Genomic DNA, 26091 nt, shown 5'->3' with positions numbered 1-26091 from the left:
GTTTCTTATGGTTCGTCTCTTCTTATGATCTCGTTGGGCTAGCGGCCTTCAGCGGGTAGTGTTTCGGAAAAGCCGCCGACAGGAATTCATTGGCCGCCTGCAAGGAGGTCTCCCGCGTGGTGTCCTCGGTTCCCATCATCAACCGCAGCCACAAGCCTTCCAGCATGGCGCTGAGCGCCAGCGCCATGACCTGCGGCTCATAGGCGTAGCCGCCGCTCTGTTTCAGAGCCGCGCACAGGTCGATGAATATATTCTGGTAAACGGCATCCCGCGCGCTGCTCAGCGCCTGGTAGGTCGGCCGCGACTTGGCCTCTCCCCAGAAGGCGCACCATGCGGCAAGCTTGCGCTTGTTGCAGATGGAGCGGTCGAAATCGGCCGCGACGAGAACCTGGAGTTGACGCGCGGGATCGTCTCCTGCCTTTTGCAAGGCATTGCGCCAGTGCGCGGAATACTCGTCGTACATATATTGCAGCGTCGCGACGAGCAGCTTTTCCTTGCTCTCGAAATGGAAATTGACGATGCCGCGCGACAGGCCGGCGCCGTCGGCGACATCGGCCATCGTTGTTTCCGAATAGCCGCGCTTGGCGAGCGAATCGATCGTCGCCTCGATGAGCTGAAGCTGCCTGACCTCCTTCGAGGCCTTGCGTCCGCGCTTCTCGGATTCGGCTTTCCGCGCCGGTTCAAGAAGCGCGTCCCTGGCGTCTGCCGTTTTCATGCGTGTGATGGTCTCCAGCATCGCCGGCTATCCCTTTGCATCCGGCTTCCACCCGCGAAGATGAGTGGGACGGTGCTCGCACTGTCAAGCACCTTCTGCATGGCCTCCCAGCTCATGATGGCGGCCTCGTCATATTCCGGGGTGGCGTCTGCCATTCAAATCATCAGCCTCGGTTCCCAATAGACGGATTACTGGGTTCGAACGTCGGCAAAGCGTAACTCATGTCCGGAAAAACGCAACATCATTTGTTGAACATTCATTCAGAATGGCTGGACACACTGGCTGGTGCCGTGCCAAATTCCACGCATTAGGGGACAGATCACGCAGAAAATGAAGAGCGGGACGCAGATGAGCACTGGGCCACAATGAAAGCTTGGGATGCGATCATCATCGGCGGCGGACACAATGGCCTGGTCAACGCCTGTTACCTGCAGCGCGCGGGTCTCGACGTGCTGGTTGTGGAAAAGAACGACTGGGTCGGGGGTGCGGCCACCAGCCGCGAGCTGACGCCGGGCTTCCTCTACTCCAACTGCTCCTACGTCTGCTCGCTGTTCCGACCCGAGATCATGCGCGATCTGGAGCTCCCCCGCTTCGGCCTGCAAGTCATCTCCTATGAGGGCGGCGCGGTGTTCACCCGGGATGGCGACTATCTCGCCAATTATCGCGACCACGACGCGCACCGGCGGGAATTCGCTCGTTTCTCCAAAAGGGATGCCGAGGCCTATGACCGCTACGCCCGCGACGTGACGCGGCAGTGCCGCTTCATCCAGCCGCTGTTGATGCGCACCGCGCCGGACCCAACCAGCCTGCGCCCGCGCGACCTCGGCGAACTGCTCTATCTCGGCAAGAAATTCGCGGGTCTCTCCGCCGAGGAAATGGCACTGACGCTGCGCTTCTGGACCATGTCCATCTCTGAGTTCCTCGACGAATATTTCGAGACCGACGTCATCAAGGCGAACTTCGCCCTGTCTGGCATCATCGGCACGGCACTCGGGCCGATGTCGCCCGGCACCGCTTACGTGCTGCTGCACCACTATATGGGCGAGGTCGACGGATCGGTCGGCGCCTGGGGCTATGCGCGCGGCGGCATGGGCGCCGTGACCAAGGCGCTGGCCGCCTCGTTCAAGGCCTCGGGTGGAACCATACGCACCGGCGCCGAGGTCGACCATGTGCTGGTGAGCCGTGGCAAGGCCAGGGGCGTCGTGCTGGCCGGCGGCGAGGAGGTTTACGGCAAGCTGGTCGTCTCCAATGCCGACGTGAAGCGCACCTTCCTGAAGCTGGTCGAGGAGAAGGAACTGCCCGACATCTTCCTGCGCCGGGTGACGAACTTCAAGATTCGCGGATCCTCCGGAAAGGTCAACATAGCACTCGATTCGCTGCCGGAATTCCCGGCGCTGCCGAAGGATTCGCCGGTCTATCGCGGCGACATGCATTTCACCGACTCGATGGAGCGCATGGAGCGCGCATATGACGACTGGAAGGCCGGCCGCTGGTCCGCCGATCCGTTCCTCGACATGGTCATCCCGACGACGCTCGACCCGACCATGGCGCCGCCAGGGAAGCATTTCATGAGCTGCTTCGTTCAGTACGCTCCGCCCAAGATCGCTGGTCGCGAGTGGACGGACGCCGATCGTGACGGTTTTGCTGAAAGCGTGATTGCGCAGATATCGGATTATTCACCCGGGTTCCGCGACCGCATCGTCCATATGGAGGTGCGCACGCCACGCGAGATCGAGGCCGAGGTCGGCCTCACCGAAGGCAACATCTTTCAGGGCGAGCTGACCTTCGACCAGTTGCTGTTCAACCGTCCGGTGCCCGGTTATGCACAATATCGGTCGCCGGTCGGCGGCCTCTATATGTGCGGCTCCTCGACCCATCCCGGCGGCGGCGTCATGGGTGCGCCCGGCCGCAACGCAGCCGCCGAAATCCTGCGCGATCTCGCAAAATCCACCTCGCATATGAGCCCGGCCCATGACGTCATCTGATGCCATCGTCATCGGCGGCGGCCACAACGGGCTTGTCGCTGCCGCCACGCTGGCGAAGGCCGGCCGCAAGGTGCTGGTGCTGGAAGCAGGAGCCGAACCCGGCGGCGCCGCGCGGACCGAGGAATTTGCGCCCGGTTTTCGCGCTTCGTCCATCGCGCATGTGTTGAACCGGCTGCATCCCGATGTGGTGAAAACGCTGGAGCTGGAAAAGCACGGGCTGCAGATCGCTCGCGCCGACTTCCTGCCGTCGGTCGCACTGTCGAAAGATGGACCGCCGCTTGTCCTGCATGGCGCTTATGGCGAGATGCTGACCGGCGCCAGTCCGTCGGAACAGTCCGCCTGGAAGGAATTGCGCGCACAATTGCTGCGCTATGCCGGCATCCTGAAACCCTTCCTGTCGCACCGACCGCCCGATCTCGGCGGCATGTCGCTGCTGGAGGCCGCTTCGCTCGGCCACACCGCGGTGGCGTTGAAGAAACTTGGCAAGGAAGACATGCGCGACTTCCTGCGCGTGCTTTTGATGAATGTTGCCGACCTGGTTGACGAACAGCTCGCCGATATCAGGCTGAAGGGGCTGCTCGCCTTCGACGCCACGCTCGGCAGCCATCTCGGCCCGCGCTCGCCGACCTCGCTGCTCGGCCTCTATTATCGTCTGAGCGGAGAGAGCGGCGGTGTTGCCGGAGCGCAATGGCTGCCAAAGGGCGGCATGGGCGCGGTGGTCGCCGCCATCCGCACGGCTGCCGAAAAGGCTGGCGTCATGATCCGCGCATCGATGCCCGTCGCCAGGATCATTGTCGAGAAAGGCCGCGCCGTCGGCGTTGCCCTCGACAATGGCGAGGAGCTTCGCGCCCGAACGATCGTCTCGGCCATCAATCCGACGACCACCTTCCTCGATCTCGTCGGACCGCGCGAGATCGACACCGGCTTCGTGCGCAAAGTGAAAAACATCCGCATGAGGGGCGATGCCGCCAAGCTCCATCTGGCGCTCGACCGGCCGCCGCGGTTTGCCGGTGTCGACGCCGCCGGCCATAAGGGCCGACTGGTGATCGCGTCCTCTCCCGACCACGTCGAACATGCCTTCAATCCATCCAAATATGGCGAGTTCTCGCCCGAGCCGGTGATGGAAATCACGCTGCCCAGTCTCGCCGATCCGTCGCTCGCGCCCGACGGCGCCTGCGTGCTGTCCGCCGTAGTGCAATACGCGCCCTATCGGTTGAAAGAGAGCTGGGATGCCGGCAAGCCGAAATTCCTCGAGGCAATCATGGCCCAGTTGGAAGCCTATGCGCCTGGCATCGGCAAGACGGTGATTCATGCCGAACTGCTCACCCCTGCGGACATCGAGAAGCGCTACCGCATGCCGGGTGGCCACTGGCACCACGGTGAATTGCAGGCCGATCAGATGCTGATCTCGCGTCCCGTGTCCGGCTGGTCGGGCTACGACACGCCGCTCGACGGGCTGTTCCTGGCCGGCGCGGGTTCGCATCCTGGTGGTGGTGTTTCGGGTACGCCAGGATTGAATGCCGCGCGGCGCGTCATTGCGATGAAGGGGTGACTTGATGTCTCAACTGGCCGACGCTGCACTCCATGGCGCCATCATGACCCATCAAGCCTCCATTCCGTTGACAGCCCGCATCGCAGCCCAATCCCACTTCCGCACGCTGCGCCTCGGCACGCCGTTCCAGCCGCGCCTCGACGCGCTGGCCAAGACCCAGGACTGGTACAATTGGGCCGGCTACCGCGCGCCGCATTCGCTTTGGGACGAGGAGCTCGAATATTTCGCCATCCGCAGTCAGGCAGCACTCTTCGACATCTCGCCGATGACCAAATACCGGATCGAAGGACCGGATGCCCAGGCCTTCCTCGACCGCGTCACCTTGCGCGATGTCACCAAGCTCAGGACCGGCCGCGTTCATTACACCGCTTGGTGTGACGACGAGGGTTTTGTGCTGGACGACGGGACGCTGTTCCGACTTTCGCCGACCCGCTTCCGGCTGTGTTCGCAGGAGCGGCATCTGCCGTGGCTGCTGGACAGCGCCCTTGGTTTCGACGTCATCGTCGAGGAAGAGACCGAGGCCGTCGCCGGGCTCGCCTTGCAGGGGCCCACATCCTTCGCTGTGCTGCGCGACGCCGGTTTTGCCGGTGTCGAGAGGCTGAAAATATTCGACCTTGCCGAATTCCCGCACGACGGCGGCACGGCCATAATTTCACGCACCGGCTTTACCGGCGATCTCGGTTACGAACTGTTCGTTCCGGCCGAAAAGGCGCTGAGCCTGTGGGATCGGCTGATGACAGCTGGGGAACTGCGCGGCATCAGGGCAATCGGCTACACCGCCCTCAACCGTGCCCGTATCGAGGCTGGGCTGATAGTCGCCAACGCCGATTTCACCACCGCCGAACATGCCATCCGCGCCGACCGTTTGCGCATGCCCGACGAGATCGGGCTCGGCTTCATGGTCGATCTGGACAAGGGCCATTTCAATGGCCGCCGCGCCATCCTCGAGGCCCGCGCCAAACGCAAGCTTCGGCATGTCCTCGTCGGACTGGAGATCGAAGGCAACGTCCCAGCCGAACACGCGATCGTCTATCACAGGAAGAGCCAGGAGGTCGGCCTGGTCAGCGCCGCCATGTGGTCGCCGATGGCCAAGCGCAACATCGCCATCGCCTCGCTGGCGCGGCCCTATGGCGATACTGTCGTGGAAGACCTCTGGGTCGAGATCTACGCCATGCGCGAGCTGCAGTACCAGAAGCTGATGAAACGGGCCAAGGTGGTGGCGCGACCCTTCATCAAGCTCGACCGCCGTACCGCCAATCCGCCGGCGGATTTCTGACCATGACCGAGGAAGCGGGCAAGCAACAGGAAGAAGGTGAAGCCGCCGAACAGTGGGAGCTGGTCAACACGCCGCTCGGCGAGAAATGGTCTGGCCGCACGCGCTATGCCGCCGCCATGTTCTTCTATAAGCGTGGCGAGATGAGCGCCGAGACGCTGGAGGTCTATCGCATTTGCGCTCGGCTCGATGCGGAAAACCCGCTGCCGATCATTCGCGATCGCGGCGTTGGCAAGGACTGGCTGAAGCGCATGGGCTTCGAATAAGGCGTCCTAACCTATCGTTCTTTCCAGCATGCTTAGCCAGTTGCGGTAGGCAATCTTTTCGATCAGCGCGCGGCCAAAACCGCGCGCCGCCAGTGCATCGATGAGTTTCGGCAGGCCGGCAACGTCGCCGATGACCGCCGGGATCATGGCGCCGTCGAAATCCGAACCGAGTCCGACGCCATCCTCGCCCAAAGCCTGCAGCAGGGAATCGATATGGCGCACCATGATGTCGAGGCTGGTGTCGGCATTCATGCGGCCGTCCTCGCGCAGGAAGCCGGTGGCGAAGTTCAACCCGACCATGCCGCCGGAGTCGCGGATCGCGCCGAGCTGCCAGTCGGTGAGGTTGCGCGAATGGCCGCAGATCGCATGCACGTTGGAATGGGTGGCGACCAGCGGCGCATCGCTAAGCGCCGCGACGTCGCGAAAACCCTTCTCGTTGAGATGCGAGAGATCGATCATGATCCTCAGTTCATTGCAGGCCTTGACCAGCGCCTTGCCGGCATCGGTCAGGCCCGGACCGGTGTCCGGCGAGGACGGAAAGCGAAACGGCACGCCGTGACCGAACGCATTGGGCCGGCTCCAGACGATGCCGAGCGAGCGCAGGCCCGCGGCATGCAGCACGTCGAGCATGGTGAGTTCGGGATCGATCGCCTCGACGCCTTCGATATGGAACACCGCGGCGATCGTGCCTTGCGCCATGGCATTGCGCACATCGCCGGCGCTGCGGCAGATCGCCAATGCACCGGCGCGCTCCAGCCGGAAGAGGATGGACGCCATCGCGATCGTCGAGTTGAGCGCATCGGCGCGCGGCACCTCGGGCGGCAGCGGTTCGCTGTCGCTCGGCGCCGAAGGCACGGCGCTGCGCCGCGCTTTCTCGACCGGCGGCGGGAAGATGGCGAACATGCCGCCGGCGAATCCGCCGGCCCTGGCGCGCGGCAAGTCGATATGGCCGCCCGATTTCCCTTCGATGAACAGCTTCTCGACGTCCGCGTCTTTCGCCTGGTGCAAACGCAGCAGCGTGTCGTTGTGGCCGTCAAAGACGGGGACGAGGTCTGTTTCGGTCATATGGGGGATCATTCGGTCTGTTTGTCGGCGGGGCGATGTATCATATCTAGGCAAGATGTGCCGCCGGGGCAAATTACAAAGCCAACGGGACGGCAATGACCGCCCGTTTAGCTCTGTTCCTGCACATCCGCTTTGTGCTTGCGGACCCTACTGCTTCAGCACATCCGCCCATTCCGGGTGACGGCGGAACTGGGCGTTGGCGAACGGGCAGAGCGGGATGATCTTCTTGCCTGCCGCCCGTGCGTCCTCGACGGCACGGGTGACGAGCCGAAGCCCGGCGCCCTGACCGCGAAAGGCGTCCGGCACTTCGGTGTGGTCGATGATCAGCTGGTGCTCGCCGATCTTGGTGAAGGTCATCTCCGCCTCGGCGCCGCCGGCGCCGCGCAGCACGTAGCGACCCTTGGAGCCGCGATCTTCAAGTTCGATCTCTGGCAATTGATCGGGCATCTCTACACTCCTTGGGCGATGGTGGCGAAAAGCCGCCGCGCCGCTTCGATTTCGTTTGGCCGCACCTCGTGCCCGCCTTCGTGCCACTCCACTGTGACATCGGCTCCGTCGGCGCGCAAATAGGCTTCGAGCCGCGCCGTCAGGTTCGGCGGGCAGATCGGATCGCGCCTGCCGGCGGTCACCAGGATGTGACGGCCGGCAAGGCTGCCCTTCACCTGCGGCTCGAACGGGATCAGCGGATGCATCAGCACCGTGGCGTCGAACAGGTCAGGGGTTTCGAACACCAGCGAAGCCAGGACGTTGGCGCCATTGGAATAGCCGAGGCCCAGCACGGCCGATGGCTTCGCCGCCTCGACATGGGCCTGGACGAAGCCCGCCATCTTGGCCGTGGCCCGCGCCAGGTCGTCCATGTCATAGACGCCCTCGCCGGTGCGGCGGAAGAAGCGCGCGGCACCTTGCTCCGACACATCGCCCCGCGGCGAGACAATGGTGGCCTGGGGCGCGAGATCGCGCCCCAGCGAGACAAGCTGGCTCTCGTCGCCGCCAGTGCCATGGAAAACGAAAAGCAGCGGACCACCCGGCGAACCAGGCAGCACCCTGTGGGCGTAAGCGTCCTTGCTCATCGTCTCAGCCCTCCAGCTTCTGCAGATGCTGTTCGAGATATGGCCGCAGATGCTGATGCTGCGTCGGCAGCTTCAGCGCCTCGCCGAGATGGGCGGTGTCCTCGTCCTTGTCGAAACCCGGCTCATTGGTGGCGACTTCGAACAGCACGCCGCCCGGCGTGCGGAAATAGATCGCCCAGAAATAATCGCGGTCGATCACCGGCGTCACCCCATAACCCGTATCCATCAGCGCCTTGCGCACTTCGAGCTGCTTGGCGCGATTCTCGACGGCGAAGGCGACATGATGAACGGAGCCGGCGCCGAGATCGGCGAAGGGTGCGGTCGGCAGCGTTTCGATATCGACGAAATCGGCGCCATTGCCGTTCTTGACGGCGAGCCGCCTGACATTGCCTGACTTGTCGACCTCCTCGTAACCCATGAACTTCAACAGCTCCTCGGTGGCGCCGCCATCCTTCAGTCTCAGCGAAACCGAGTGAAAGCCGCGGATCGCCTCGTCCGCGGCAATACCGCCCTTCACCCAGGGCGCTCTGCCGTCGGCCTTGTCCTCGACCAGTGCAAAGCCATCGCCGTCCGGGCCGGCAAATGCGAGCCGCTTCTCGCCAAAGCTTTCCTCGCGGGCGACATTGGTTACGCCTTCGCCGGTGAAGCGTTTTTCCCAAGAGGCGAGCGTGCCTTCCGGGACGGAATAGACCGTGGTGCCGACTTCGCCGACGCCAGGACGGCCCTTGCCTATGTTGGGAAACGGGAAATAGGTCATCACCGAACCGGGTGTGCCGGCCTCGTCGCCATAATAGAGATGGTAGACGTCGGGCGCGTCGAAATTGACCGTCTTCTTGACCCGGCGCAGGCCGAGCTTGTGGGTGAAGAAATCATTATTCTGCCGTGCATCCCTGGCCATCGAGGTGACGTGATGCAGGCCCTTGATCTGGTCGAGCATGGTCTCTGCTCCTTCCCTTGGTGTTTGTGCGGCCCTCGCCGCTCTCCACGCCAATATGAGGATACGAGCAAGTATGGCAAAGGCTGCAAACACAGGATGGACTGTGCCTTAAAAGTGAACAATCCCAAGATCCTTGTTCACTATTTGGCAAACAGCCCTGGTCTTGCGCGGTGGATGGAATCGGTTCCATGTGCGCATTCGACGTGCTGGAGAGGGGTAAGCGCAAATGACTGGAAAAGGCAGGCGGCCAAATGTCCTTCTCATCACTTGCGACCAGTGGCGCGGCGATTGCCTGTCGGCTGTCGGCCATCCCCAGGTGAAGACGCCGAATGCCGATGCGCTGGCCGCCGACGGCGTGCTTTTCAAGCGCCATTACGGCGGCGCGGCGCCTTGCTCACCGGCCCGTGCCTGCCTCTACACCGGCCTCTATCAGATGAACAATCGTGTCTGCCGCAACGGCACGCCGCTCGACGCCCGCCATGGCAATATTGCGCTCGCCGCGCGCAGCGTCGGTTACGATCCGACCTTGTTCGGCTATACCGATGTGTCGCTCGATCCGCGCCAGCTTGCACCGGCCGATCCGCGGTTGCACAGCTATGAGGGTGTTCTGCCCGGCTTCACGGCGCGCCAATTGCTGCCCGAACATCAGAAGCAGTGGCTGTCCTGGCTGAAGCAGCAAGGCATCGATGCCGGCGCTGGAAGTCCTGACATTCATCGTCCGGTGGGCGAGGTCGACGGTGCGGTGACCGAAGCGCCACCCGTCTACTCCAGGGACCAGACGCCGACGGCCTTCCTTGCCGGCGAGTTCATCCGCTGGCTGGGCGAGCAGGACGAGGCCACGCCGTGGTTTGCGCATCTTTCCTTTATCAGCCCGCATCCGCCCTTCATCGTACCGGAACCGTACAACACTCAATACGATCCCGCGGACGGCCCCGCTTTTCACCGCGCGGAAAGTTGGCGCGCCGAATCCCAGGGCCACCCCTACGTCGCCTATGATCTCGATCGCCAAAAACGAGCGAAGTTCCGCCCCGGCGCCGGGGGCAAAGTGCACGACTGGAGCGAGGATGATTTCCGCCGCATCAGGGCGATCTATTACGGCATGATCTCGGAGGTGGACGCGCAGCTCGGCCGCCTGTGGCAAGCGCTGAAGACCGAAGCCGCGTGGGACAACACCATCATCGTGCTCACCTCCGACCATGCCGAAATGATGGGCGACCACTTCATGCTGGGCAAGGGCGGCTATTTCGACGGCAGCTACCATATCCCGCTGATCATCCGCGATCCACGCCACCGCAAGGCTGCCGGCAGCGCTGTCGATCGCTTCACCGAAGCGGTAGACATTTTGCCTACGCTCATCGACCTGCTCGGCGTGGCTCCCGAACCGCACCTTGACGGATGCTCGCTGAAACCCTTCCTGAGCGGTGGAACGCCCGCCATTTGGCGCGACGCCGCGCACTGGGAGTTCGACTTTCGCTCGATCGCCGGCGGTGAAGCCGAACGGCACTTCGGCATCACCTCGCGCCAGTGCAACCTCGCTGTCATCCGCACGAAGAAATTCAAGTACGTGCATTTTGGCGGCGGCCTGCCGCCGCTGCTTTTCGACATGGAGGACGACCCTGGCGAATTGAAGAACCTCGCCGGCAGCCCGGCACATCGTTCGACCCGGCTGGAATTCGCCGAAAGGCTGCTCGCCTGGCGGGCCGAACATCTCGACCAGTCGCTTGCCCTTTTGGAACTGACGGAAAACGGAGTGGCTGGATATTCCACGTCGCAAGCAGGGCGGTAGGGGATTACCCTACCGCCCTGTATCCTTGCCTATCGAAGTATCCTTGTCTGTCGAAGTATTCTACCGGACGATCAGACGCTGCTCGTCGCGCTTCTGGGCGTAGGAGCCCTTGTCGTAAGCCGCTTGCTTCTCGAGTTGCTCCTTGGTGAAGGTCGTATAAAGGTACTTCTTGCCGTTCTTGTCGGTCATGAACTTCAAATTATCCATGCCGACCGCGACCTCCTTCTCGCCAATGCCGAGGAAGCCGCCGACATCGACGATCACGGCGTCGGGTTTCTTGTCGGGCGTGAGCACCACATCGCCGATCTCACCGACCTTGGCGTCGTTGGCGCCATAGACCGTCGTGCCCTTCAGGTCGTCGCCCCTGATCTCTCCAACCGGCATCTCGGTAAGCTTGGACTTGTCGATGGCCGCGGTCTGTGTCTGGTCAGGAGCCGTGGCGTCAGCCGGCGCCGCCGCGGTCTTGTCCGCCGGAGCGGCGGCGGGAGCTGTCGCGGCGGACGGCGCCGCTGCGGGCGCGGTTGGCGCCGGTTCATTGGATGCCGTCGTTGCCGGCGCCGGATCATAGGCCTTGCGGTTGAAATCCGGCTGCGCCTGCAGCTCTTCCTTGGTGGTCTGCGCCACCAGCCAGCGGTCGCCGTTCTTCTGTGCCCACTGCGCCTTGGCGAAATCATAAGCCACGTTCTTTTCGCCCATGCCCAGGAACCCGCCGACGCCGATAATCAGCGACTGCGCCTTGCCTTCCTTGGTCAGCACGATGTCGTTCACATCGCCGATCTTCTGGGCGTCATCGCCGGTGCCGTTGTAGACATTTTCACCGATGATGTTTGTGGCGAGGTTGCCATCAGCCGGTTTGACCGGCTCGGCGTTCGTGGACTGCTGCGCGGTATCGGTCGATGTGGCCGGCGCCTGTGCGGTCGTCGCTGCGGCCGGGGCCGGCGCGTAAGCCTTGCTGTCGAACTCCGGATGCGCCTTCAGTTCGTCCTTGGTGGTCTGCGCCACCAGCCAGCGATCGCCGTTCTTCTCGGCCCATTGCAGCTTGTCGTAGTCGAAGGCGACATTCTTGGTTCCCACGCCAAGGAAACCGCCGACGCCGATGACGACGGATTTCGCCATGCCGTCCTTGTCGAAGACCACGTCAGTGACCTTGCCGATATTCTCGGCATTGTCGCCAGTGCCATTGTAGACGGTTTCGCCGATGATGTTGGTGACGATGCTGCCTTCAGCGCGCGGTACCGGCGCCGTCGCGGCCGGCTCCTGGGCGGCGGGCTGGTTCGCGGGGGCTGGGGTTGCAGCGCTCTGCGCGAAGGCGCCGGTTGCAACCATTGTCGCAAGGGCGGTCGTCGCTAAAAGGGTGCGGATCATGATGGTCTCTCCTCGTGCCTGATTTCGTACATGCCGCGCCCGGTTGAACCCCTCGCTGGGGATCGGACGCGACATCTCTGCAGGTTCACAACGTCGTGACCATGCCGTTGTTCCGACAAAAACCGCGATGGCCGAAGCCAAAACCCAAGAAGCGGATCTGACTGCCCATTGCCGAAAACCTGGGTCTGGCCGGAGTTTCCGCCCTGCCGGAACTATTCCTGGTCTGACGCGTTTCAGCCGCTGGCTGGGATACCCCGGTCGGGTTTGAGGTGATCAGCGGAGCGGGGCATGAAATTCGCGGCGGTGCTGAACCGGGACGGCGGCACCTTGCGCACCACCGATCTCGCCGCCTTTTCGGACCGGATGCGTCAGACGCTGGAATCGGCGGGCCACTCTCTCAGCATCGACATCGTCGCCGGCAAGGACGTCGTGGACACCCTCGACAGCGCTGCGTCGCGCCGCACCGTCGATGTCGTGCTCGCCGGAGGCGGTGACGGCACCATCTCGGCCGCGGCCGCCAGGCTGATGGGCAGGAAAAAGGCGCTCGCCATATTGCCGGCCGGCACCATGAACCTGTTCGCGCGCGGCCTTGGTATTCCGCAGTCGCTCGATGCGGCGCTGAAATCCTTTGCCGACGGCGAAATCATCGCAGTCGACATGGCAACGGCCAATGGCCAGCCTTTCGTTCATCAGTTCTCGATCGGCATGCATGCCAAGATGGTGCAGCTGCGCCAGGGCATGGAATTCGGCTCACGCCTGGGCAAGATCGGCGCTTCCGCCAAGGCAGCCTGGGCAACGATCAAGAACCCGCCGGCAATGAAGGTCACGCTCGGCATCGGTGAAGCGGAGATGACTGCCCGCATATCCGGCCTCGGCGTGACCAACAATCTCTTCGGCGAAGGTCACCTGCCCTATGCCGACAATCCGGCCGGTGGCGTGCTCGGCATTTACGTCACGGTAGCGCAGCAGCGCGCCGAACTGGTCAAGTTTTTGTTCAACGTGGCGCGCGGCAAGTGGCGTGACAACGAACATGTCGAAATCCACCAGGCCGACAGGGTGACCCTCAAAATCCATTCCGGCGGCAGGAAATTCCGCGCCGTCATGGACGGCGAACTGGTCAGGCTCGATCGTGAGACGACGATCGAAATCAAACCTGGAGCGCTCAATGTGCTGGTGCCGGCCAGCGTCGCCCAGGTGAAGGCCGCCTGATGCTGTGTGAAGCCATCAGGGTGCTGACTTCAGCCGGAGGGCGCCGGACCGGTGCTCGGCGGCGTGGGGACATGTTGCTCGTCACTGTTCGGCGCCTTGATCAACACGCCGTAGATCTCGGCGACGCCCCAGGCGACGAGCACCAGGAGCAGTCCGGCGATCAGGATTCGGAACCCATGCCAGCCCCACCGCCCCTGACGCGCTTTGTTTTCGGGAATGTTCCTGGCCATGGCGGGTCCTCGTCTGGTTTCGCGTCGGCTGACGCGATCGGCAAATCACGCTCGGGTAACGGTCCCTCGCAAGGATGGTTCCGGCTGCAGGGCTGTCCCGGGCCGGCGACGGCGAGGACATCAAGACAAGTCACGGGAACTTGGTTTGAATAGCAGGGTGGAAACAGCAGCCGGTCTGCCGGCCGAGGTTGCGCGCGCCGTGCACGACGAGCACCGGCTGGCCGTGCTGCACTGGCTTGAGATGCTGGATACGGCGGCCGACCCGGATTTCGACCGCATCGGCGGCTTTGCCGCCGCCGTCATGCGCGCGCCAATCGCCCTGGTCACACTTGTCGACCTCGATCGGCAATGGTTCAAATCCTGTTCTGGCATGGAAGAAACACAGATTACGACAGCCATTTCCTTCTGTGCGCACGCCATCGCCGCTGGCGATGAGCCGATGGTGGTGACGGACGCAGCGGCCGACCAGCGTTTCCACGCCAATCCGCTGGTGACCGGCAAGCATCATGTGCGCTTCTATGCCGGCGTCCCGATCATTGTCGCGGGAGCGCGGATCGGAACCCTGTGCGTCATGCACCGCAAGCCGTGTGCCCACCCGTCCCGGTCCAAGCTGGACCAGTTGAAAACGCTCGCCGGCCTCGCCGGCAGCCTGTTCACCCTGAAGCACGCGACCCGCACCGGCGCTGTCGCCGAAGCCGCGCTCGCGCGCGAGGAAAAGCGGCGCGCCGTCGCCCTCGATGCTGCTTCGCTGGCAAGTTGGGCCTGGGACGTCCGCACCGACGTCATCGACTGCGACGTCCGATTGCCGGAATTGTTCAACCTGCCGCGCTCGACACGGTTGCGGGCCCGCGATGTTCTGACAGCCATCGATCCACGCGACGTCCACCAGACCGAAACCAGCTTTCGTGATGCCTTGACCGGCAGTGACGACTATTTTGGCGAATACCGGGTGAATGGCTTCCATCCACCGCGATGGGTGGCCACGCGCGGCCGTGTCATCGAGCGCGATGGCGAAGGCAAGCCGACGCTGATTTTCGGCGTCAACTACGACATTTCGGAACGCAAGCTCGGTGACGAACGGCAACGGCTCCTGCTGCGTGAACTCAACCACCGGGTCAAGAACACGCTGGCGACGGTCCAGGCGCTGGCGACGCAGACCGTGCGCCATGCCCGCCAGCCGAGCGAATTCCTCAAAGCCTTCAGCGCGCGGCTTCAAGCCCTGGGTATCGCCCATGGCCTGCTGTCCGACCGCGAGTGGCGCGGTATCGGCATCCGCGAACTCGTCCAGATCGAGATCAGGCCTTTCGACAACGCCGCCCAGCCGCGGCTGGCAATCTCGGGCGCCGATCTGCTGCTGTCGCCCGATCAGGCCGTCGGCCTCGGGCTGATCTTGCACGAACTGGCCAGCAACGCGCTGCAGTATGGGTCACTGTCGGTTGCGTCAGGCAAGGTTGATCTCGACTGGAAAGCCCAAGGCAAGAATGGTGACAGGCGCCTGGTGTTCACCTGGCGCGAAAGCGGCGGTCCTGAAGTCGCGCCGCCCGAGCGGCAAGGCTTCGGCTCGATCCTCATCCGGCGCAGCCTGGCCAAGGTCATTTCGAGCGAAGTAACCCATGAATTCCGGCGCGATGGGGTCTTCGCCGAAATATCGATGCCGCTGGAAGATCTGTCGAGATGACGTGAGCATGGCCGCCGGCGCGACTACCCCTCGCCGGCATCCGGGTGGTGGTCGGTGTCGGACTTCACATTCTCGCGGTAGATGGCATAGGCCGCGAGTGCCACGGCCGGACCAAGAATAACCCCGAGCCCACCTTTTCCCTTGAGCCCACCTTTGAGCCCACCTTTGAGCAATGCCGGAAGCACAGCGAGCGCGGCCGTAATGCCGATCGCTTTCATGTCGGTCTTGCGCCGCCTAGCCTCGCGGCGCATCCGCGTGCCCGACATCAGCCGATGGGTCAAAAGAACAAGGCCTGCGATGACCAGAAAGCCGACACCGAAACCAATCGCCGCCGCCAGCGATCCATAGCGGGCCGATGCCCAGATATAGGCCGCGCCGACCAGGAAGCCGATACCGCAAAACACCGCCAGCGCGGCAAGCATATAGACGATGGCCGCCGTCCGTGCTCGACGTATGGCGGCCACGGTTTCGCCCGAGGCGAAACCCGAGAGCAACGATGCCAGCAGTCCCATCTCGGCGGAACTAGCGACGCGTGAGCAGCGCGAACAGGAAGCCGACGCCCGCGGCGATAGCCAGCGACGTCACCGGCTTTTCGCGTACGCTTGCCACCATCTGCGCCTCGATATCCCTGGCATTACCGCGCAAGCTGTCGAAGGCGGCCTCCCCTTGGGCGCGCAACTGTTCGACGCCTTCGGCCGCCGCGCGCCGCGCCGTGCCGTAGCCGTGTTCACCGGTCTTGGCCAATTGTTTGGTGAGCTTGTCGATATCGGCCTTCAGCTGCCTGATGTCGGCTTCCAGATCCGGATTCGTCCGCGCTTCGTTGGCTGTCTTCCCTGCCACGGTGGCCATTGCTTAACTCCTTGTGATTGCTCGATTTCAAACGCGCCTTGCGTCTCAAGGTTCCGATGTCGGGACAAACTACCCGAAAACCCCCGTCATGCGCACCCGATCCGCCCCGGCAAGGTGTCGGTCAGATCAGCGGCCGGCGGCCCTCGGCCAGCCCCTCCCAGCCGGCGAGCTGTTTCAGACCTTCAATATCGACGACGCCGCAACCGCCGTCGCGCCAGACGATCAGCTGACGGTCCATCAGCTTGCGGATCGTCTTGTTGGTGTGAACCAACGACAAGCCAAGCGTATCGGCGATGTGCTGCTGCGTGATCGGTATCTGGATGGACTGCGTGCCGTTCAGGCCCACGACCTTGGCGCGGCTGGCGATGAAGGCGACAAGATAGGCGGCGCGTTCGATTGCGCTGCGGCGGCCGACACTGAGCAGGTTCTCGTCCAGCATCCGCTCTTCACGCGAAGCGATCCAGGTGATGTCGTAGGCAAGGCCCGGATGGTTGCGGTAGATCTCGAGCAGATTGTCGCGTTCGAACACGCAAAGCAGCATTGGCGACAGCGCCTCGACGGAATGCTGCATTTCCCCCATGACGCTGCCTTGCAGACCGATGAGATCGCCGGGCATGAGGTAATTGAGGATCTGCCGGCGGCCGTCCTGCAGCAGCTTGTAGCGGAACGCCCAGCCGGACAGCACCGTGTAGAGATGCGCGCTGTGGCTTCCTTCCACGAGGACCGTGGCACCCTTGTCGACCGCGAGTTCTCCCTTCTTGAACTTGCTGATGAAGGCAAGCTCCGGCTTCTCGAACTCCCGGAACACCGGCAGGGCCCGCAACGGGCATTGCTCGCAGGGGTATTGACGGCTTGAGGAAGAGCGCCCGGTCTGGCTCGGCATTTCGACCCCTTGCGAATGCCTGCCGTGAGCAGGTCTGTTTTTGCGCGTTGCCGAGATCGGCCTGTCGGCGGATGTCTTTTTTAAATGACAACACACCAAATTACGATCATGACTCCCGGCGTTTCAAGGAGCAATTGCCTGTGCCCCAATTACTTGATGGATTGCGCATTCTTGTCCTGGAGGATGAATTCCTCATCGCCATGGATGTCGAGCAACTCTGCCGTGACCACGGTGCAGGCGAGGTGGTGGTTGCCCGCGATTTGGCCGAAGTCGATGGCCGGAAGGTCGCGAAGGATTTCGACGCGGCCATTGTCGACCTGATGCTGGGTGGCGCCTCGACGCTCGAATTTGCCGCGGGCCTTCGTGAGACCGGCGTCCCGTTCGTGTTTGCGTCCGGTTATTCGGATGCGGATGAGATCAAGGCGTCCTTCCCGGGGGTGAGGCTGGTCACCAAGCCCTATTCGGGCGAAGACCTCGTCGAGGCCGTGGCGCTGGCCTATGGTCGCGGCTCCCCTGGCTGAGACTGACGCGACAACGTCCGAATCGCCGTTATGCGGCCCCGCATTTCAATGCGCGGCCGTCCCCGTGACCTGAGCCGAGATCGCGTCGGGGCCATACTCGTCCTCACCTGAGATTTTCAGGATTTCCTGCAGGCGGGTGCGGGCCCTGCTGACGCGGCTTTTGATCGTACCGACCGCGCAACCGCAGATTTCGGCGGCCTCCTCGTAGGAGAAGCCCGATGCACCGATCAGGATGATGGCTTCGCGCTGGTCCTCCGGCAATTGCTCGAGTGCACCCCGAAAATCCTTGAGGTCGAGCTGGCCGTGCTGGGCCGGGTGCACTGCAAGCCGGGCCGTCATGATGCCGTCGCTGTCCTGCACCTCGCGGCCGCGCTTGCGCATTTGCGAATAGAATTCATTGCGCAGGATCGTGAAAAGCCATGCCTTGAGGTTGGTGCCGGGCTGGAAGCTTTCATGTTTATCCCAGGCCTTGACCAACGTCTCCTGAACGAGGTCATCGGCCTTGTCGGCATTCTGCGTCAGCGACACGGCAAAGGCCCGCAAGCTCGGGATTGCCCCAAGCAGATCGGTCTTGAAGCCTTGGGAGACCGCTGCCATGTCCTAGTCCTTCTTCTGTGCAGGTTCGGCCTGCTCCAGTTGGCTTAGCAACTGGGCGAAGCGATCCGGCACATTGTCAGAGACCAGCTCGTCGTAATATTGTTTGAGTTTGCGTCCGATTTCGGAGTTGGGCCCCAACGGGTCGCCGACGCCGTTCCGGCGCCTGCCCGTGACGCCAGCCAGAATATCTTTGGTCATATCCTTCATTTCGCCCTTATATTCCCAGAACTCAAGCCGCCCACAACACAACACAAGGCAAGCGGCACCCTCGTCTGGTTGCCCATCCCGACGCTAAAACGCCATTGCCGGTGATTCGTTCCATATCGGCGGAACTTTTTCAAAAAAGCGGCGTTGTTTTCCACGGGGCTTGCAATCGGCATAGCCTGGAATCCGTTCAACGCGTCATCTGAGGGAGACGTCTATTATGAGCTTGTCCGCCACCATCGCTCCGCATCTGCCGTTCCTGCGGCGCTTTTCGCGTGCCGTCTCGGGATCGCAGGAGAGCGGCGACGCGCTGGTCGCCGCGATGCTTGAGGCGATCATTGCCGATGTCGACATCTTCCCCGAGGCGTCGAGTGACCGGATCGCACTATACAAGGTTTTCGCCAAGCTCTTCACATCGGTTGCCATCCGCGTTCCGCAAGAGCAGACACAGGCGGGCTGGGAACAGCGCGCGGCCGCCAATCTCAATGCGATCGCGCCGCTTCCCCGCCAGGCCTTCCTGCTGGTTGCCGTCGAAGGTTTCAGCGAGGACGAGGCGGCCGAGATCCTCGATGTCGGCGACCAGCAATTCTCCGAGCTGCTTGCCCAGGCAAGCAACGAGATTTCCCGTCAGGTGGCGACCGACGTGCTGATCATCGAGGATGAGCCGCTCATTGCCATGGATATAGAGGAGATGGTCGAGAGCCTCGGCCATCGGGTGGTGGGCACGGCGCGCACCCATGCCGAAGCGGTGACGATGTTCGGCAAGACCCGACCGAAGATGGTGCTGGCCGATATCCAGCTCGCCGACGGCAGCTCGGGCATCGAGGCGGTGAACGAAATCCTCTCGTCGACATCGGTGCCGGTAATCTTCATCACCGCTTTTCCCGAGCGTCTGCTGACCGGAGAGCGTCCGGAGCCTGCTTTCCTCGTGACCAAGCCGTTCAATCCCGACATGGTGAAGGCGCTGATCAGCCAGGCGCTCTTCTTCGACCGGCAGGCCAAGGCCGCTGCATAAATCGCGGCCTCCGCGAGCCGGACAAGGACATAAAGGCCACTGGGTGCGATGCATTCGGTGGCCTTCTTGACAAGCCGGATTGGCCGCCAGCGAATTTCCAGCCCGCGCTGCCTGGAACGGTTTGCAAGCATCGGCTTTTTCGGCGAATGGTGGAACAAACCGCATTTACCCACGTTTTCACCGTATCATTGGAAGGAGATGAACCATGCTTTACTGGGCGCTCGTATTTCTCGTCGTGGCGATTATTGCCGGCGCGCTTGGTTTCGGCGGCATCGCCGGCACATCCGCCGGTATCGCGCAGATATTGTTCTTCATCTTCCTCGCATTCCTGGTCATTTCGCTTTTGGCCGGCCTTTTCAGACGGGCGTGAGCCTGGCGACTGAATAGAGGAACACTGGAAGCCGCACCCCTCAAACGGTTTCCAGCCACCGCCGGGCGGTGTCCTTTACTGGACGCCGTCCGGCGGACCGCTTTAGGAAGGGTGGTTGTCCCGATTCATTTGGAACCGATGTGGCAGGTGAGCGGTTCAGTCTGAGTTGGGGTGGACAGGTTGACCGATGCGCTCGAGGACTTCAGATAGAGAGGAAGGCGCACGGGGCGATGAAGTGATCGCCTTGCATCCCGCGGAGAGCGGCATGCAGCTTGGCCGGGCTCTTCTCCACGCGCTCCACAATGCCGGCATTTCCGTCCTCTATCAGGATCGCGAGATGAAGACCGTGTGGGCCCGCAACATGCGCGCCCCGTGGGCCTCCGACGATGTCGATGGCAACGGCATTTTGCCGACGGCGCAGACCGACCGCATCGGCGCCGCCAAGCGCGATGTGATCGCGACCGGCAATCCCCAGCGCCTTGAAATCAGTGTCCCGGTCGAGAATGGCGTTCGCTGGTTTCAGATTTGGGTCGACGCGGACCGAGGCGACGATGGCGATGTACAGGGCGTCGTCACCACCATGGTCGAGACGACCGAGCAAAAGCGGCGTGAACAGACGTTGACGACGCTGCTGCGGGAAGTCAGCCATCGCTCGAAGAACCTCCTGGCGATCATCCAGAGCATCGCGACCCAGACCGGTCGCTATTCCGACGGCATCGGCGATTTCCTGACGCGCTTCCGCGGCCGGCTGCAGTCGCTGGCCTCCTCCCAGGATCTGGTGACATCCTCCAATTGGCGAGGGGCAGCCCTTCATGAACTGGTGGCGGGCCAGGTCGGCCGCTATGGCGCGAACCCGTCGCACAGCCTCCGTTTTCGTGGCGCCAATCCTTACCTCAATCCCAACGCCGCACTGCATATCGGGCTGGCGATGCATGAACTTGCCGTCAACTCGTTGAGCTACGGCGCCCTGTCCCGGCCGGATGGCTTCGTCGAGGTCACCGCCCAACTCGACGCTGCTGCCACGGGGGAGGTTGCGCTGTCGCTGACATGGGCCGAAACGATAGAAGTCAATCGCGGTGGTGGCGGTCAACGGCGATTCGGCAGCGTCGCGTTGGAGCGGGTGGTGCCGGCATCCCTGAACGGAACCGCGAACCTGGATATCGGCGAGGGCCACCTCGAATATCGCCTTGTCGTGCCGCACAGCAATTTCGAGACGCAGTGAGAGCCTGGCAAACAACAATCCTTAACCGGCTGTTCACCATAAGCGCGGATGCTGTTTTTCCCAGATACCGTCGGAACCTGCCCCGCCTTCGGAGATTGTTGGCAGGCTCGAAGCACGGTACGGGAGGAATGTCTTGACGATTGCCGACATGAACAGATTGGAACAAGCCGCCCGTATTTCGATGGGCGAATTTCTGGAATCCGAACCCTCCATGGAGGCACTCCCTGAAGCAGGTAGGGGGTTGATGAAGGGGATCGTTCTTGCCGCGGCCGCGATCATGGTGCTGGCCATTTTCTGGCAGTTGACCTGACTAAATCTGCTCTCCTCTCCGTCGCGCCAATTGAAGTCGCCGGGCAGGCCAACGCCGCGGCGTGAGGAGCCGCGGTTTTCTCCGAACTATTCGCGTAACGCCGTTGGAATGACAGGAACTTTTTGACGATGCCGGCCGTTAATGCGGCCAGAGGAACATCTGTCATGGAACACATAGCCGCGTTGTTGCTGGTGATCGGTTGCTCGAACACGATGGCCGAATGTCGGGAATTGCAGGTCCCTGTCAGTGTTTTTGCGACTGCTGACGAATGCACCGCTGAGCGCCCCTTCGCGATGGGCGACGTGCAGGGGCAGGCGCAGCATGTCGTCGCCAAATGCCTCGCGGTCGATCCCGCCTTGGAGGACGACTACGATCAGATTGTCTGGAAGGTGCGGCCAGATGGTAGTCTTGACGCTTCGTTGGCCGTATCCAACGTCGTCATGGCATCGAACACGAACCGCCCAGAAAAAGACGACCTTAGCCAACAATAAATTGCAGCAGCAAAGGCCGTCGTTTCGTGCTAAATGGCGGTTGGAGCTTACCAAAGTGTGGACACAAGTGAGGAGTGACTCTATGCGGAAAATACTTATTGCCATGGTTGCGGTGGTTGCCGTCAGCGGCTGTACCTCGACCGAGCAGGACGTCGTCGGCGGCGGCTTGATCGGCGCGGGCGTGGGTGGGTTGGTCGGCGGCGGCAAGGGTGCCTTGATCGGCGCGGCCGTCGGTGCCGGTTCCGGCCTGCTGGTTCGCAACCTGCGCAACGGCTACTGCCAGTATCGCGACCATCGCGGCCGGATCTACACGGCCCGCTGCAACTGATTCAGCGATAACAAGTCAAAATCCGGAGGCCCCTGGGCCTCCGGATTTTCGTGGCTGGGAGTCGGCCGCTAGGGCCGCTGACGGGTGGGTTTCAGCCGGCCAGTGGAATTTTGATTTCCACCTTGAGGCCATCGGCCTGAAAATCGCGTCTGATCGTGCCGCGCAGCTCGCGCGTGACATTGAGATCGATCAGCTTGGTGCCGAATCCCGTCCGCGATGGCGCCTCTACCCTCTTCTTCCCCGCCTCCCGCCAGTTCAGCGCCAGCGTCCGCTCGCGCCCCCGCCCTTCCAGCGACCAGTTCACCTTGAGAGCGCCAACGAAATTGCCGGCTTCGCCGTATTTCAGCGCGTTGGTGGCGAGTTCATGAAAGGTCAGCCCAAGCGCCTGCGTCGTTGTTTCATCGAGCAGCACCTCCGGGCCTGACAGGAGCCCGTCCGGCAGTTCCTTGCCGAACACCTGGCCAAGCTCGATGCGCAGCAGATCAGCAAGGTCGGCTTTCTGCCAGCGCGAGCGCGTCAACATGTCCTGCGAGGCGGCCATCGCCTGCAGCCTGGCCGAGAAGGAAGCGGAAAACTCATTGACGTCGGTTGCCCGCGAAGCCGTCTGCCGCGCGATCGCCAGCACCCTGGTGATGGAGTTCTTGATGCGATGCTTCATCTCCTGCAGCATCAGGTCCTTTTCGAGCAGGCTTTTTTCCGTCGTCTCGTGCAAGGCCGACACTGCGTCATAGGCTCGCTCCTGATAGCGCGCCACCAGCGCGATGGCGCCTGCCAGGAGCAGGCCGAACAGCCCCAGCATCACGGGGATGGCGCGCGAAGAGGGTTGCGAGAAGGCGCTGGTTGGCCTGAACAATACCGTCCAAGGGCGTCCCGCCACGGTCATCTTGCGGGTGACCAGCAGCCGGTCTCCCAGGGATGAGGCCGGTGGCGTCTCCGAGCGGAACAACAGGTTGTCGCCGTTCACCGCTCCATCATAGATCTCGGTGTTGACCGGCAGCAGCGGCGCACGGCTGAGCGCGATCTGGAACAGGTCCCGGGCCCGAAAGGCCGCATAGAGAAAGCCGGCGGTCGAGGACCGCGATGCGTTGATGACCTCCGGTGCGGTTTCCACATTGAGCCGCACATAGACCAGGAAGCCCGTGAAAGTCTGCGCCACGCCCGTGCCCTGGCCGAGTTGCACCAGCCCGCTCGCATGCTGCTGGTCATCGGCCATGGCTTTTTCGATCGCCGCACGCCGCACCGGCTCGCTGAACATGTCATAGCCGATGATGGTCTGGTTGGACGGATCGAGCGGCTCGAAAAGCGCGATCGGCGTGCGCCAGGCCTGCGTCGTATCCGGATAGACCGGATGACTGGCGCCGAAATCGTGGAGGGTGTCGCGTTCCACCGCTGCCTCGTCGCCCGTCCTGACCAGCCGCAGGAAGCCGATGCCTCGCAGGCCGGCGAAATTGTTGTCGACATCCAGCGCCTTGAAGAATGCCTTGAACTCGTTCTGGGAAATATCGCCGTTGCGTGCGTCGAACAGGGCCTGTGTCGAGCGCAGCAGCGACAGGTGCAGGTCGATGCGGCTCTCGATCCGGTTGAGGGCGTCATCGGCCGCCCCTTCGAACTTGATGCGGGCGGCTTCCTGCGTCGCGAAATAAGCGAACCCCGCCATGGTCATGCTGATCAGTGCAACGGCAATGAACGCGACGATTGGAAAAAGCTTCTTCAACGGATGATGCGGTCCATGAGCAAAACAGGACCTTTTATGGGCAAGTCGCCGGGCCAACACAATGGTCAGGCCACACCATCGTGATCACTGGCATATCACGTGACCGGCAACGGGGCGTGCCCGAAGCGGCCTGACCGGCCTCAGGCGGCGATCTTCAGCGCGCCCGGCCCCGGTATGGCACCTGGAGGACATTTGCCCAGGATGATCATCCCAAGCACCTCGTCCTGCGTGACGTCAGTCGTGCGGGCGGTACCGACCACCTGGCCATTCTTCATCACGCAGACACGGTCGGCCAGCTCGAACACGTCGTGGATGTCGTGGCTGATCAGGAAGATGCCGATGCCATCGGATTTGAGCTGCCTGACCAACTCGCCGACCTGGGCGGTTTCCTGGGGCCCAAGTGCCGCCGTCGGCTCGTCCATGATCAGGATGCGGGCATTGAACAGGATCGCGCGGGCGATCGCCACCGATTGCCGCTGACCGCCTGACAGCTTGATCACCGGCTCCTTGAAGCGCTGGAAGCGGGGATTGAGCCGCCCCATCACCTTGCGCGCCTCGGCCTCCATGGCGACGTCGTCGAGCGTGCCCCAGGCGGTCATCAGTTCGCGGCCGAGGAACAGGTTGGCGGCGGCATCGACATTGTCGGCCAGCGCCAGCGTCTGGTAGATCGTCTCGATACCGTATTTCTTGGCGTCGCGCGGGTTGGAAATCGCTGCCTCCTCGCCATTGACGAAGATCTGGCCCGCATCGCGCTTGTAGGCGCCGGACAGGATCTTGATCAGCGTCGACTTGCCGGCGCCGTTGTGGCCGAGCAGTGCCACGACCTCGCCGGGGAAAAGATCGATCGAGGCGTCGTCGACGGCGCGGATGCCGCCGAAGGCGATCGAGATGTTGCGCATGTCGACCAGCGGCGTGCCAGTGAGCGCAGTTGTGAGGGCCCTTACGGGAGCGGTTTTGTCAGCCATGGTCGTATCCCTAAACCCGCTTGCGATAGACGGTGTCGAGCCAGACGGCGATGACCAGCACGGCGCCGACGACGATGCTTTGCAACGGCGAATCGACACCGAGCAGCACCATGCCCGACTGCAGCGACTGCATCAGCAATGCACCGAGCATGGCGCCGATGATGGTTCCCGAGCCGCCGGCAAGCGAGGTGCCGCCGATGACGGCCGCGGCAATGACCAGCAGCTCATCCAATGTTCCCAGCACATTGGTGGACGAGTTCTGCCGGGCCGACGAAATGGCGGCGGCGATCGTGGCCAGCACGCCCATGATCATGAACACCTTCATGGTGATCCAGCGCGTGTTGATGCCGGCGAGATTGGCCGCTTCCGGATTGCCGCCGATAGCAAAGACATAACGGCCGAAACGGGTGCGGTTGGTGATGAAGGTCATGACCAGACCGACGGCGACCGCCATCAGCACCGGTATGGCGATGCCGTGGGCGATGAACAGCCCGCCCTCCGGCACGGTGATGTTGTTGGCGGCCGCGTACCGGTTCACGATCCCGATCGGCCATGGATAGGAGTTGGCTAGCCAGACCGCGCCCATGATGACGGCGCAGGTGACGACGCCGAGCAGCGTCTCGGCCCAGATCGGCCGCAGGGGGAAGCGGAAGCGCTTGCGCTGGACCCGCCCGTTGAACAGCGCGAACACGACGGCCAGGCAGGCGACGATGCCGACGACCCAGCTCCAGGTGGCGCCGATCGATCCGGCCGGTCCGCCGCCCATAAGCTGGAACGTGGCGTCGAGCGGTGCCACCGTCTGGCCTGACGTGACCCACCAGGCGGCGCCGCGCCAGACCAGCAGGCCACCCAGCGTGACGATGAAGGCCGGCACTTCGAGATAGGCGATGACGAAGCCCTGGAAGGCGCCGATCAAAAGCCCGAGCGCCAGACCGATGACCAGTGCCAGGACCCAGATCCATGGGTTGCCGAGTTCAAGTCCTACGAACCGAACCAGGAAATGTACCTGCGCAAAGCCCATGACCATGCCGATCAAGCCCTCGGCGGAACCGACGGACAGGTCGATGTTGCGCATGACGATGACCAGCACCATGCCGCAGGCCATGATGGCGACCGCGGACGTCTGCACCGACAGGTTCCACAGATTGCGTGGCGTGAGGAACGTGCGGCTGTCGAAATCGAGCGGATTGACACCAAGACGCAGGCTCGAAATCACATGCAGCGCGACCCAGATCAGCAGCAGCGCGCCGATCATGCCGAGCATGCGGGTATCGATCTCGGTCGCCTTCAGGAAACGCGCGACCGCGCCGAGTTCCGACGCACGCGCCGTATCGGCCTGCGAGGTTGAGGTCGTGTCGGTCATGATGTCCTCCCAGCGGCTTGCCGTCTGACGCGGAGCCGGACCAGAGCCCAGAAGTTAGCCGCCAGCGGCGGAAACACAAATCTTGTCGGGAAAACGCCGCGGCTTGGAAGCAATTCCAGGAAAAGTGC

The 26091-nt window shown here is 62.8% G+C and carries 29 protein-coding genes; 14 read left to right on the top strand and 15 right to left on the bottom strand.

Annotated elements, in window-relative coordinates:
* Positions 1 to 22 precede the first annotated feature (22 nt).
* Positions 23 to 736 carry a transcriptional regulator BetI gene (betI, locus tag FJ943_RS05260; protein ID WP_140662953.1) on the bottom strand — a complete coding sequence of 238 codons (714 nt, stop codon included), beginning with the start codon at positions 734 to 736 and terminating at the stop codon, positions 23 to 25.
* Positions 737 to 1080: 344 nt separating this feature from the next.
* On the opposite strand from betI, the gene FJ943_RS05255 reads away from it, so the two are divergent.
* Genes FJ943_RS05255 through FJ943_RS05240 form a run of 4 tightly spaced genes read left to right on the top strand, consistent with a single transcriptional unit; the run spans position 1081 to position 5791 of the window.
* The gene (locus FJ943_RS05255; RefSeq protein WP_140720122.1) at positions 1081 to 2700 is read left to right on the top strand and encodes an NAD(P)/FAD-dependent oxidoreductase; all 1620 of its coding nucleotides are present in this window, start codon (positions 1081 to 1083) and stop codon (positions 2698 to 2700) included.
* Positions 2687 to 4252, top strand: a complete 1566-nt coding sequence (locus FJ943_RS05250; protein ID WP_140720120.1) for an NAD(P)/FAD-dependent oxidoreductase — start codon at positions 2687 to 2689, stop codon at positions 4250 to 4252. Before FJ943_RS05255 ends, FJ943_RS05250 begins: the two co-directional genes overlap by 14 nt.
* 43 nt (positions 4253 to 4295) lie before the next feature.
* Positions 4296 to 5528: an aminomethyltransferase family protein gene (locus FJ943_RS05245; protein ID WP_140720380.1), complete on the top strand. Its 1233-nt coding sequence runs from the start codon at positions 4296 to 4298 to the stop codon at positions 5526 to 5528.
* A gap of 2 nt (positions 5529 to 5530) precedes the next feature.
* A complete protein-coding gene (locus tag FJ943_RS05240; protein ID WP_015315412.1) occupies positions 5531 to 5791 on the top strand; it encodes a hypothetical protein in 261 nt (86 codons plus the stop codon).
* A 6-nt stretch (positions 5792 to 5797) separates the two neighbouring features.
* Here FJ943_RS05240 and FJ943_RS05235 read toward each other — a convergent pair whose 3' ends face one another.
* From FJ943_RS05235 to FJ943_RS05220, 4 genes are all read right to left on the bottom strand, one after another.
* Positions 5798 to 6856 (bottom strand): dipeptidase, encoded by a 1059-nt coding sequence (locus FJ943_RS05235; protein ID WP_140616741.1) that lies wholly within the window; start codon positions 6854 to 6856, stop codon positions 5798 to 5800.
* Positions 6857 to 7003: 147 nt separating this feature from the next.
* Positions 7004 to 7303, bottom strand: coding sequence for a GNAT family N-acetyltransferase (locus FJ943_RS05230; RefSeq protein WP_015315410.1), 300 nt, complete (start codon positions 7301 to 7303; stop codon positions 7004 to 7006).
* 2 nt (positions 7304 to 7305) lie between these two features.
* Entirely contained in the window at positions 7306 to 7926 is a 621-nt protein-coding gene (locus FJ943_RS05225; protein ID WP_140720118.1) for an alpha/beta hydrolase, read from the bottom strand.
* 4 nt (positions 7927 to 7930) lie between these two features.
* On the bottom strand, positions 7931 to 8863 hold the full coding sequence (locus tag FJ943_RS05220; protein WP_140720116.1) for a VOC family protein: 933 nt from the start codon (positions 8861 to 8863) through the stop codon (positions 7931 to 7933).
* Between the two features lie 226 nt (positions 8864 to 9089).
* Between FJ943_RS05220 and FJ943_RS05215 the strand changes: the two genes are divergently transcribed.
* A complete protein-coding gene (locus tag FJ943_RS05215; RefSeq protein WP_140720114.1) occupies positions 9090 to 10649 on the top strand; it encodes an alkaline phosphatase family protein in 1560 nt (519 codons plus the stop codon).
* 60 nt (positions 10650 to 10709) lie between these two features.
* On the opposite strand, the gene FJ943_RS05210 is transcribed toward FJ943_RS05215, so the two are convergent.
* Complete coding sequence (locus FJ943_RS05210; RefSeq protein WP_140720112.1) at positions 10710 to 12014, bottom strand: PRC-barrel domain-containing protein; 1305 nt, start codon at positions 12012 to 12014, stop codon at positions 10710 to 10712.
* A gap of 288 nt (positions 12015 to 12302) precedes the next feature.
* Here FJ943_RS05210 and FJ943_RS05205 point away from each other — a divergent pair, with 288 nt between their 5' ends.
* The gene (locus tag FJ943_RS05205; RefSeq protein WP_140616737.1) at positions 12303 to 13223 is read left to right on the top strand and encodes a diacylglycerol kinase family protein; all 921 of its coding nucleotides are present in this window, start codon (positions 12303 to 12305) and stop codon (positions 13221 to 13223) included.
* A 29-nt stretch (positions 13224 to 13252) separates the two neighbouring features.
* On the opposite strand, the gene FJ943_RS05200 is transcribed toward FJ943_RS05205, so the two are convergent.
* Positions 13253 to 13453, bottom strand: coding sequence for a hypothetical protein (locus FJ943_RS05200; RefSeq protein ID WP_015315404.1), 201 nt, complete (start codon positions 13451 to 13453; stop codon positions 13253 to 13255).
* A gap of 145 nt (positions 13454 to 13598) precedes the next feature.
* Here FJ943_RS05200 and FJ943_RS05195 point away from each other — a divergent pair, with 145 nt between their 5' ends.
* Positions 13599 to 15131 carry an HWE histidine kinase domain-containing protein gene (locus tag FJ943_RS05195; protein WP_140720111.1) on the top strand — a complete coding sequence of 511 codons (1533 nt, stop codon included), beginning with the start codon at positions 13599 to 13601 and terminating at the stop codon, positions 15129 to 15131.
* Positions 15132 to 15154: 23 nt separating this feature from the next.
* Here FJ943_RS05195 and FJ943_RS05190 read toward each other — a convergent pair whose 3' ends face one another.
* From FJ943_RS05190 to FJ943_RS05180, 3 genes are all read right to left on the bottom strand, one after another.
* Positions 15155 to 15643 (bottom strand): hypothetical protein, encoded by a 489-nt coding sequence (locus tag FJ943_RS05190; RefSeq protein WP_140720109.1) that lies wholly within the window; start codon positions 15641 to 15643, stop codon positions 15155 to 15157.
* Positions 15644 to 15653: 10 nt separating this feature from the next.
* Entirely contained in the window at positions 15654 to 15980 is a 327-nt protein-coding gene (locus FJ943_RS05185; RefSeq protein ID WP_015315401.1) for a DUF883 family protein, read from the bottom strand.
* A gap of 121 nt (positions 15981 to 16101) precedes the next feature.
* Positions 16102 to 16863, bottom strand: a complete 762-nt coding sequence (locus FJ943_RS05180; RefSeq protein ID WP_015315400.1) for a Crp/Fnr family transcriptional regulator — start codon at positions 16861 to 16863, stop codon at positions 16102 to 16104.
* A gap of 140 nt (positions 16864 to 17003) precedes the next feature.
* Between FJ943_RS05180 and FJ943_RS05175 the strand changes: the two genes are divergently transcribed.
* Positions 17004 to 17384 carry a response regulator gene (locus FJ943_RS05175; protein ID WP_167331110.1) on the top strand — a complete coding sequence of 127 codons (381 nt, stop codon included), beginning with the start codon at positions 17004 to 17006 and terminating at the stop codon, positions 17382 to 17384.
* Positions 17385 to 17429: 45 nt separating this feature from the next.
* Here the strand turns inward: FJ943_RS05175 and FJ943_RS05170 are convergent, their stop codons facing one another.
* The gene (locus FJ943_RS05170) at positions 17430 to 17981 is read right to left on the bottom strand and encodes an RNA polymerase sigma factor (RefSeq protein ID WP_010911883.1); all 552 of its coding nucleotides are present in this window, start codon (positions 17979 to 17981) and stop codon (positions 17430 to 17432) included.
* 3 nt (positions 17982 to 17984) lie between these two features.
* Positions 17985 to 18188: a NepR family anti-sigma factor gene (locus FJ943_RS05165; RefSeq protein WP_140720107.1), complete on the bottom strand. Its 204-nt coding sequence runs from the start codon at positions 18186 to 18188 to the stop codon at positions 17985 to 17987.
* Positions 18189 to 18405: 217 nt separating this feature from the next.
* On the opposite strand from FJ943_RS05165, the gene FJ943_RS05160 reads away from it, so the two are divergent.
* From FJ943_RS05160 to FJ943_RS05140, 6 genes are all read left to right on the top strand, one after another.
* Positions 18406 to 19200 (top strand): response regulator, encoded by a 795-nt coding sequence (locus FJ943_RS05160; RefSeq protein ID WP_015315397.1) that lies wholly within the window; start codon positions 18406 to 18408, stop codon positions 19198 to 19200.
* A gap of 205 nt (positions 19201 to 19405) precedes the next feature.
* Positions 19406 to 19570 (top strand): DUF1328 domain-containing protein, encoded by a 165-nt coding sequence (locus tag FJ943_RS05155; protein WP_010911886.1) that lies wholly within the window; start codon positions 19406 to 19408, stop codon positions 19568 to 19570.
* Between the two features lie 187 nt (positions 19571 to 19757).
* Positions 19758 to 20792 (top strand): sensor histidine kinase, encoded by a 1035-nt coding sequence (locus FJ943_RS05150; RefSeq protein ID WP_140712711.1) that lies wholly within the window; start codon positions 19758 to 19760, stop codon positions 20790 to 20792.
* A 133-nt stretch (positions 20793 to 20925) separates the two neighbouring features.
* Positions 20926 to 21102, top strand: coding sequence for a hypothetical protein (locus FJ943_RS29545; RefSeq protein WP_015315395.1), 177 nt, complete (start codon positions 20926 to 20928; stop codon positions 21100 to 21102).
* Between the two features lie 164 nt (positions 21103 to 21266).
* Complete coding sequence (locus tag FJ943_RS05145) at positions 21267 to 21593, top strand: hypothetical protein (protein ID WP_015315394.1); 327 nt, start codon at positions 21267 to 21269, stop codon at positions 21591 to 21593.
* An 82-nt stretch (positions 21594 to 21675) separates the two neighbouring features.
* Entirely contained in the window at positions 21676 to 21921 is a 246-nt protein-coding gene (locus FJ943_RS05140; RefSeq protein WP_015315393.1) for a YMGG-like glycine zipper-containing protein, read from the top strand.
* Between the two features lie 91 nt (positions 21922 to 22012).
* Here the strand turns inward: FJ943_RS05140 and FJ943_RS05135 are convergent, their stop codons facing one another.
* From FJ943_RS05135 to FJ943_RS05125, 3 genes are all read right to left on the bottom strand, one after another.
* Positions 22013 to 23635 (bottom strand): CHASE domain-containing protein, encoded by a 1623-nt coding sequence (locus FJ943_RS05135; protein ID WP_140662975.1) that lies wholly within the window; start codon positions 23633 to 23635, stop codon positions 22013 to 22015.
* A gap of 140 nt (positions 23636 to 23775) precedes the next feature.
* The gene (locus FJ943_RS05130) at positions 23776 to 24600 is read right to left on the bottom strand and encodes an ATP-binding cassette domain-containing protein (protein WP_140720105.1); all 825 of its coding nucleotides are present in this window, start codon (positions 24598 to 24600) and stop codon (positions 23776 to 23778) included.
* 10 nt (positions 24601 to 24610) lie between these two features.
* On the bottom strand, positions 24611 to 25963 hold the full coding sequence (locus tag FJ943_RS05125; protein ID WP_015315390.1) for a sugar ABC transporter permease: 1353 nt from the start codon (positions 25961 to 25963) through the stop codon (positions 24611 to 24613).
* Between the last annotated feature and the right edge of the window lie 128 nt (positions 25964 to 26091).

The organism is Mesorhizobium sp. B2-3-10, assembly GCF_006442275.1.
GTDB lineage: Bacteria > Pseudomonadota > Alphaproteobacteria > Rhizobiales > Rhizobiaceae > Mesorhizobium > Mesorhizobium australicum.
The sequence above is the reverse complement of the archived record's forward strand: the minus strand, read 5'-3'. Positions and strand labels throughout refer to the sequence as shown.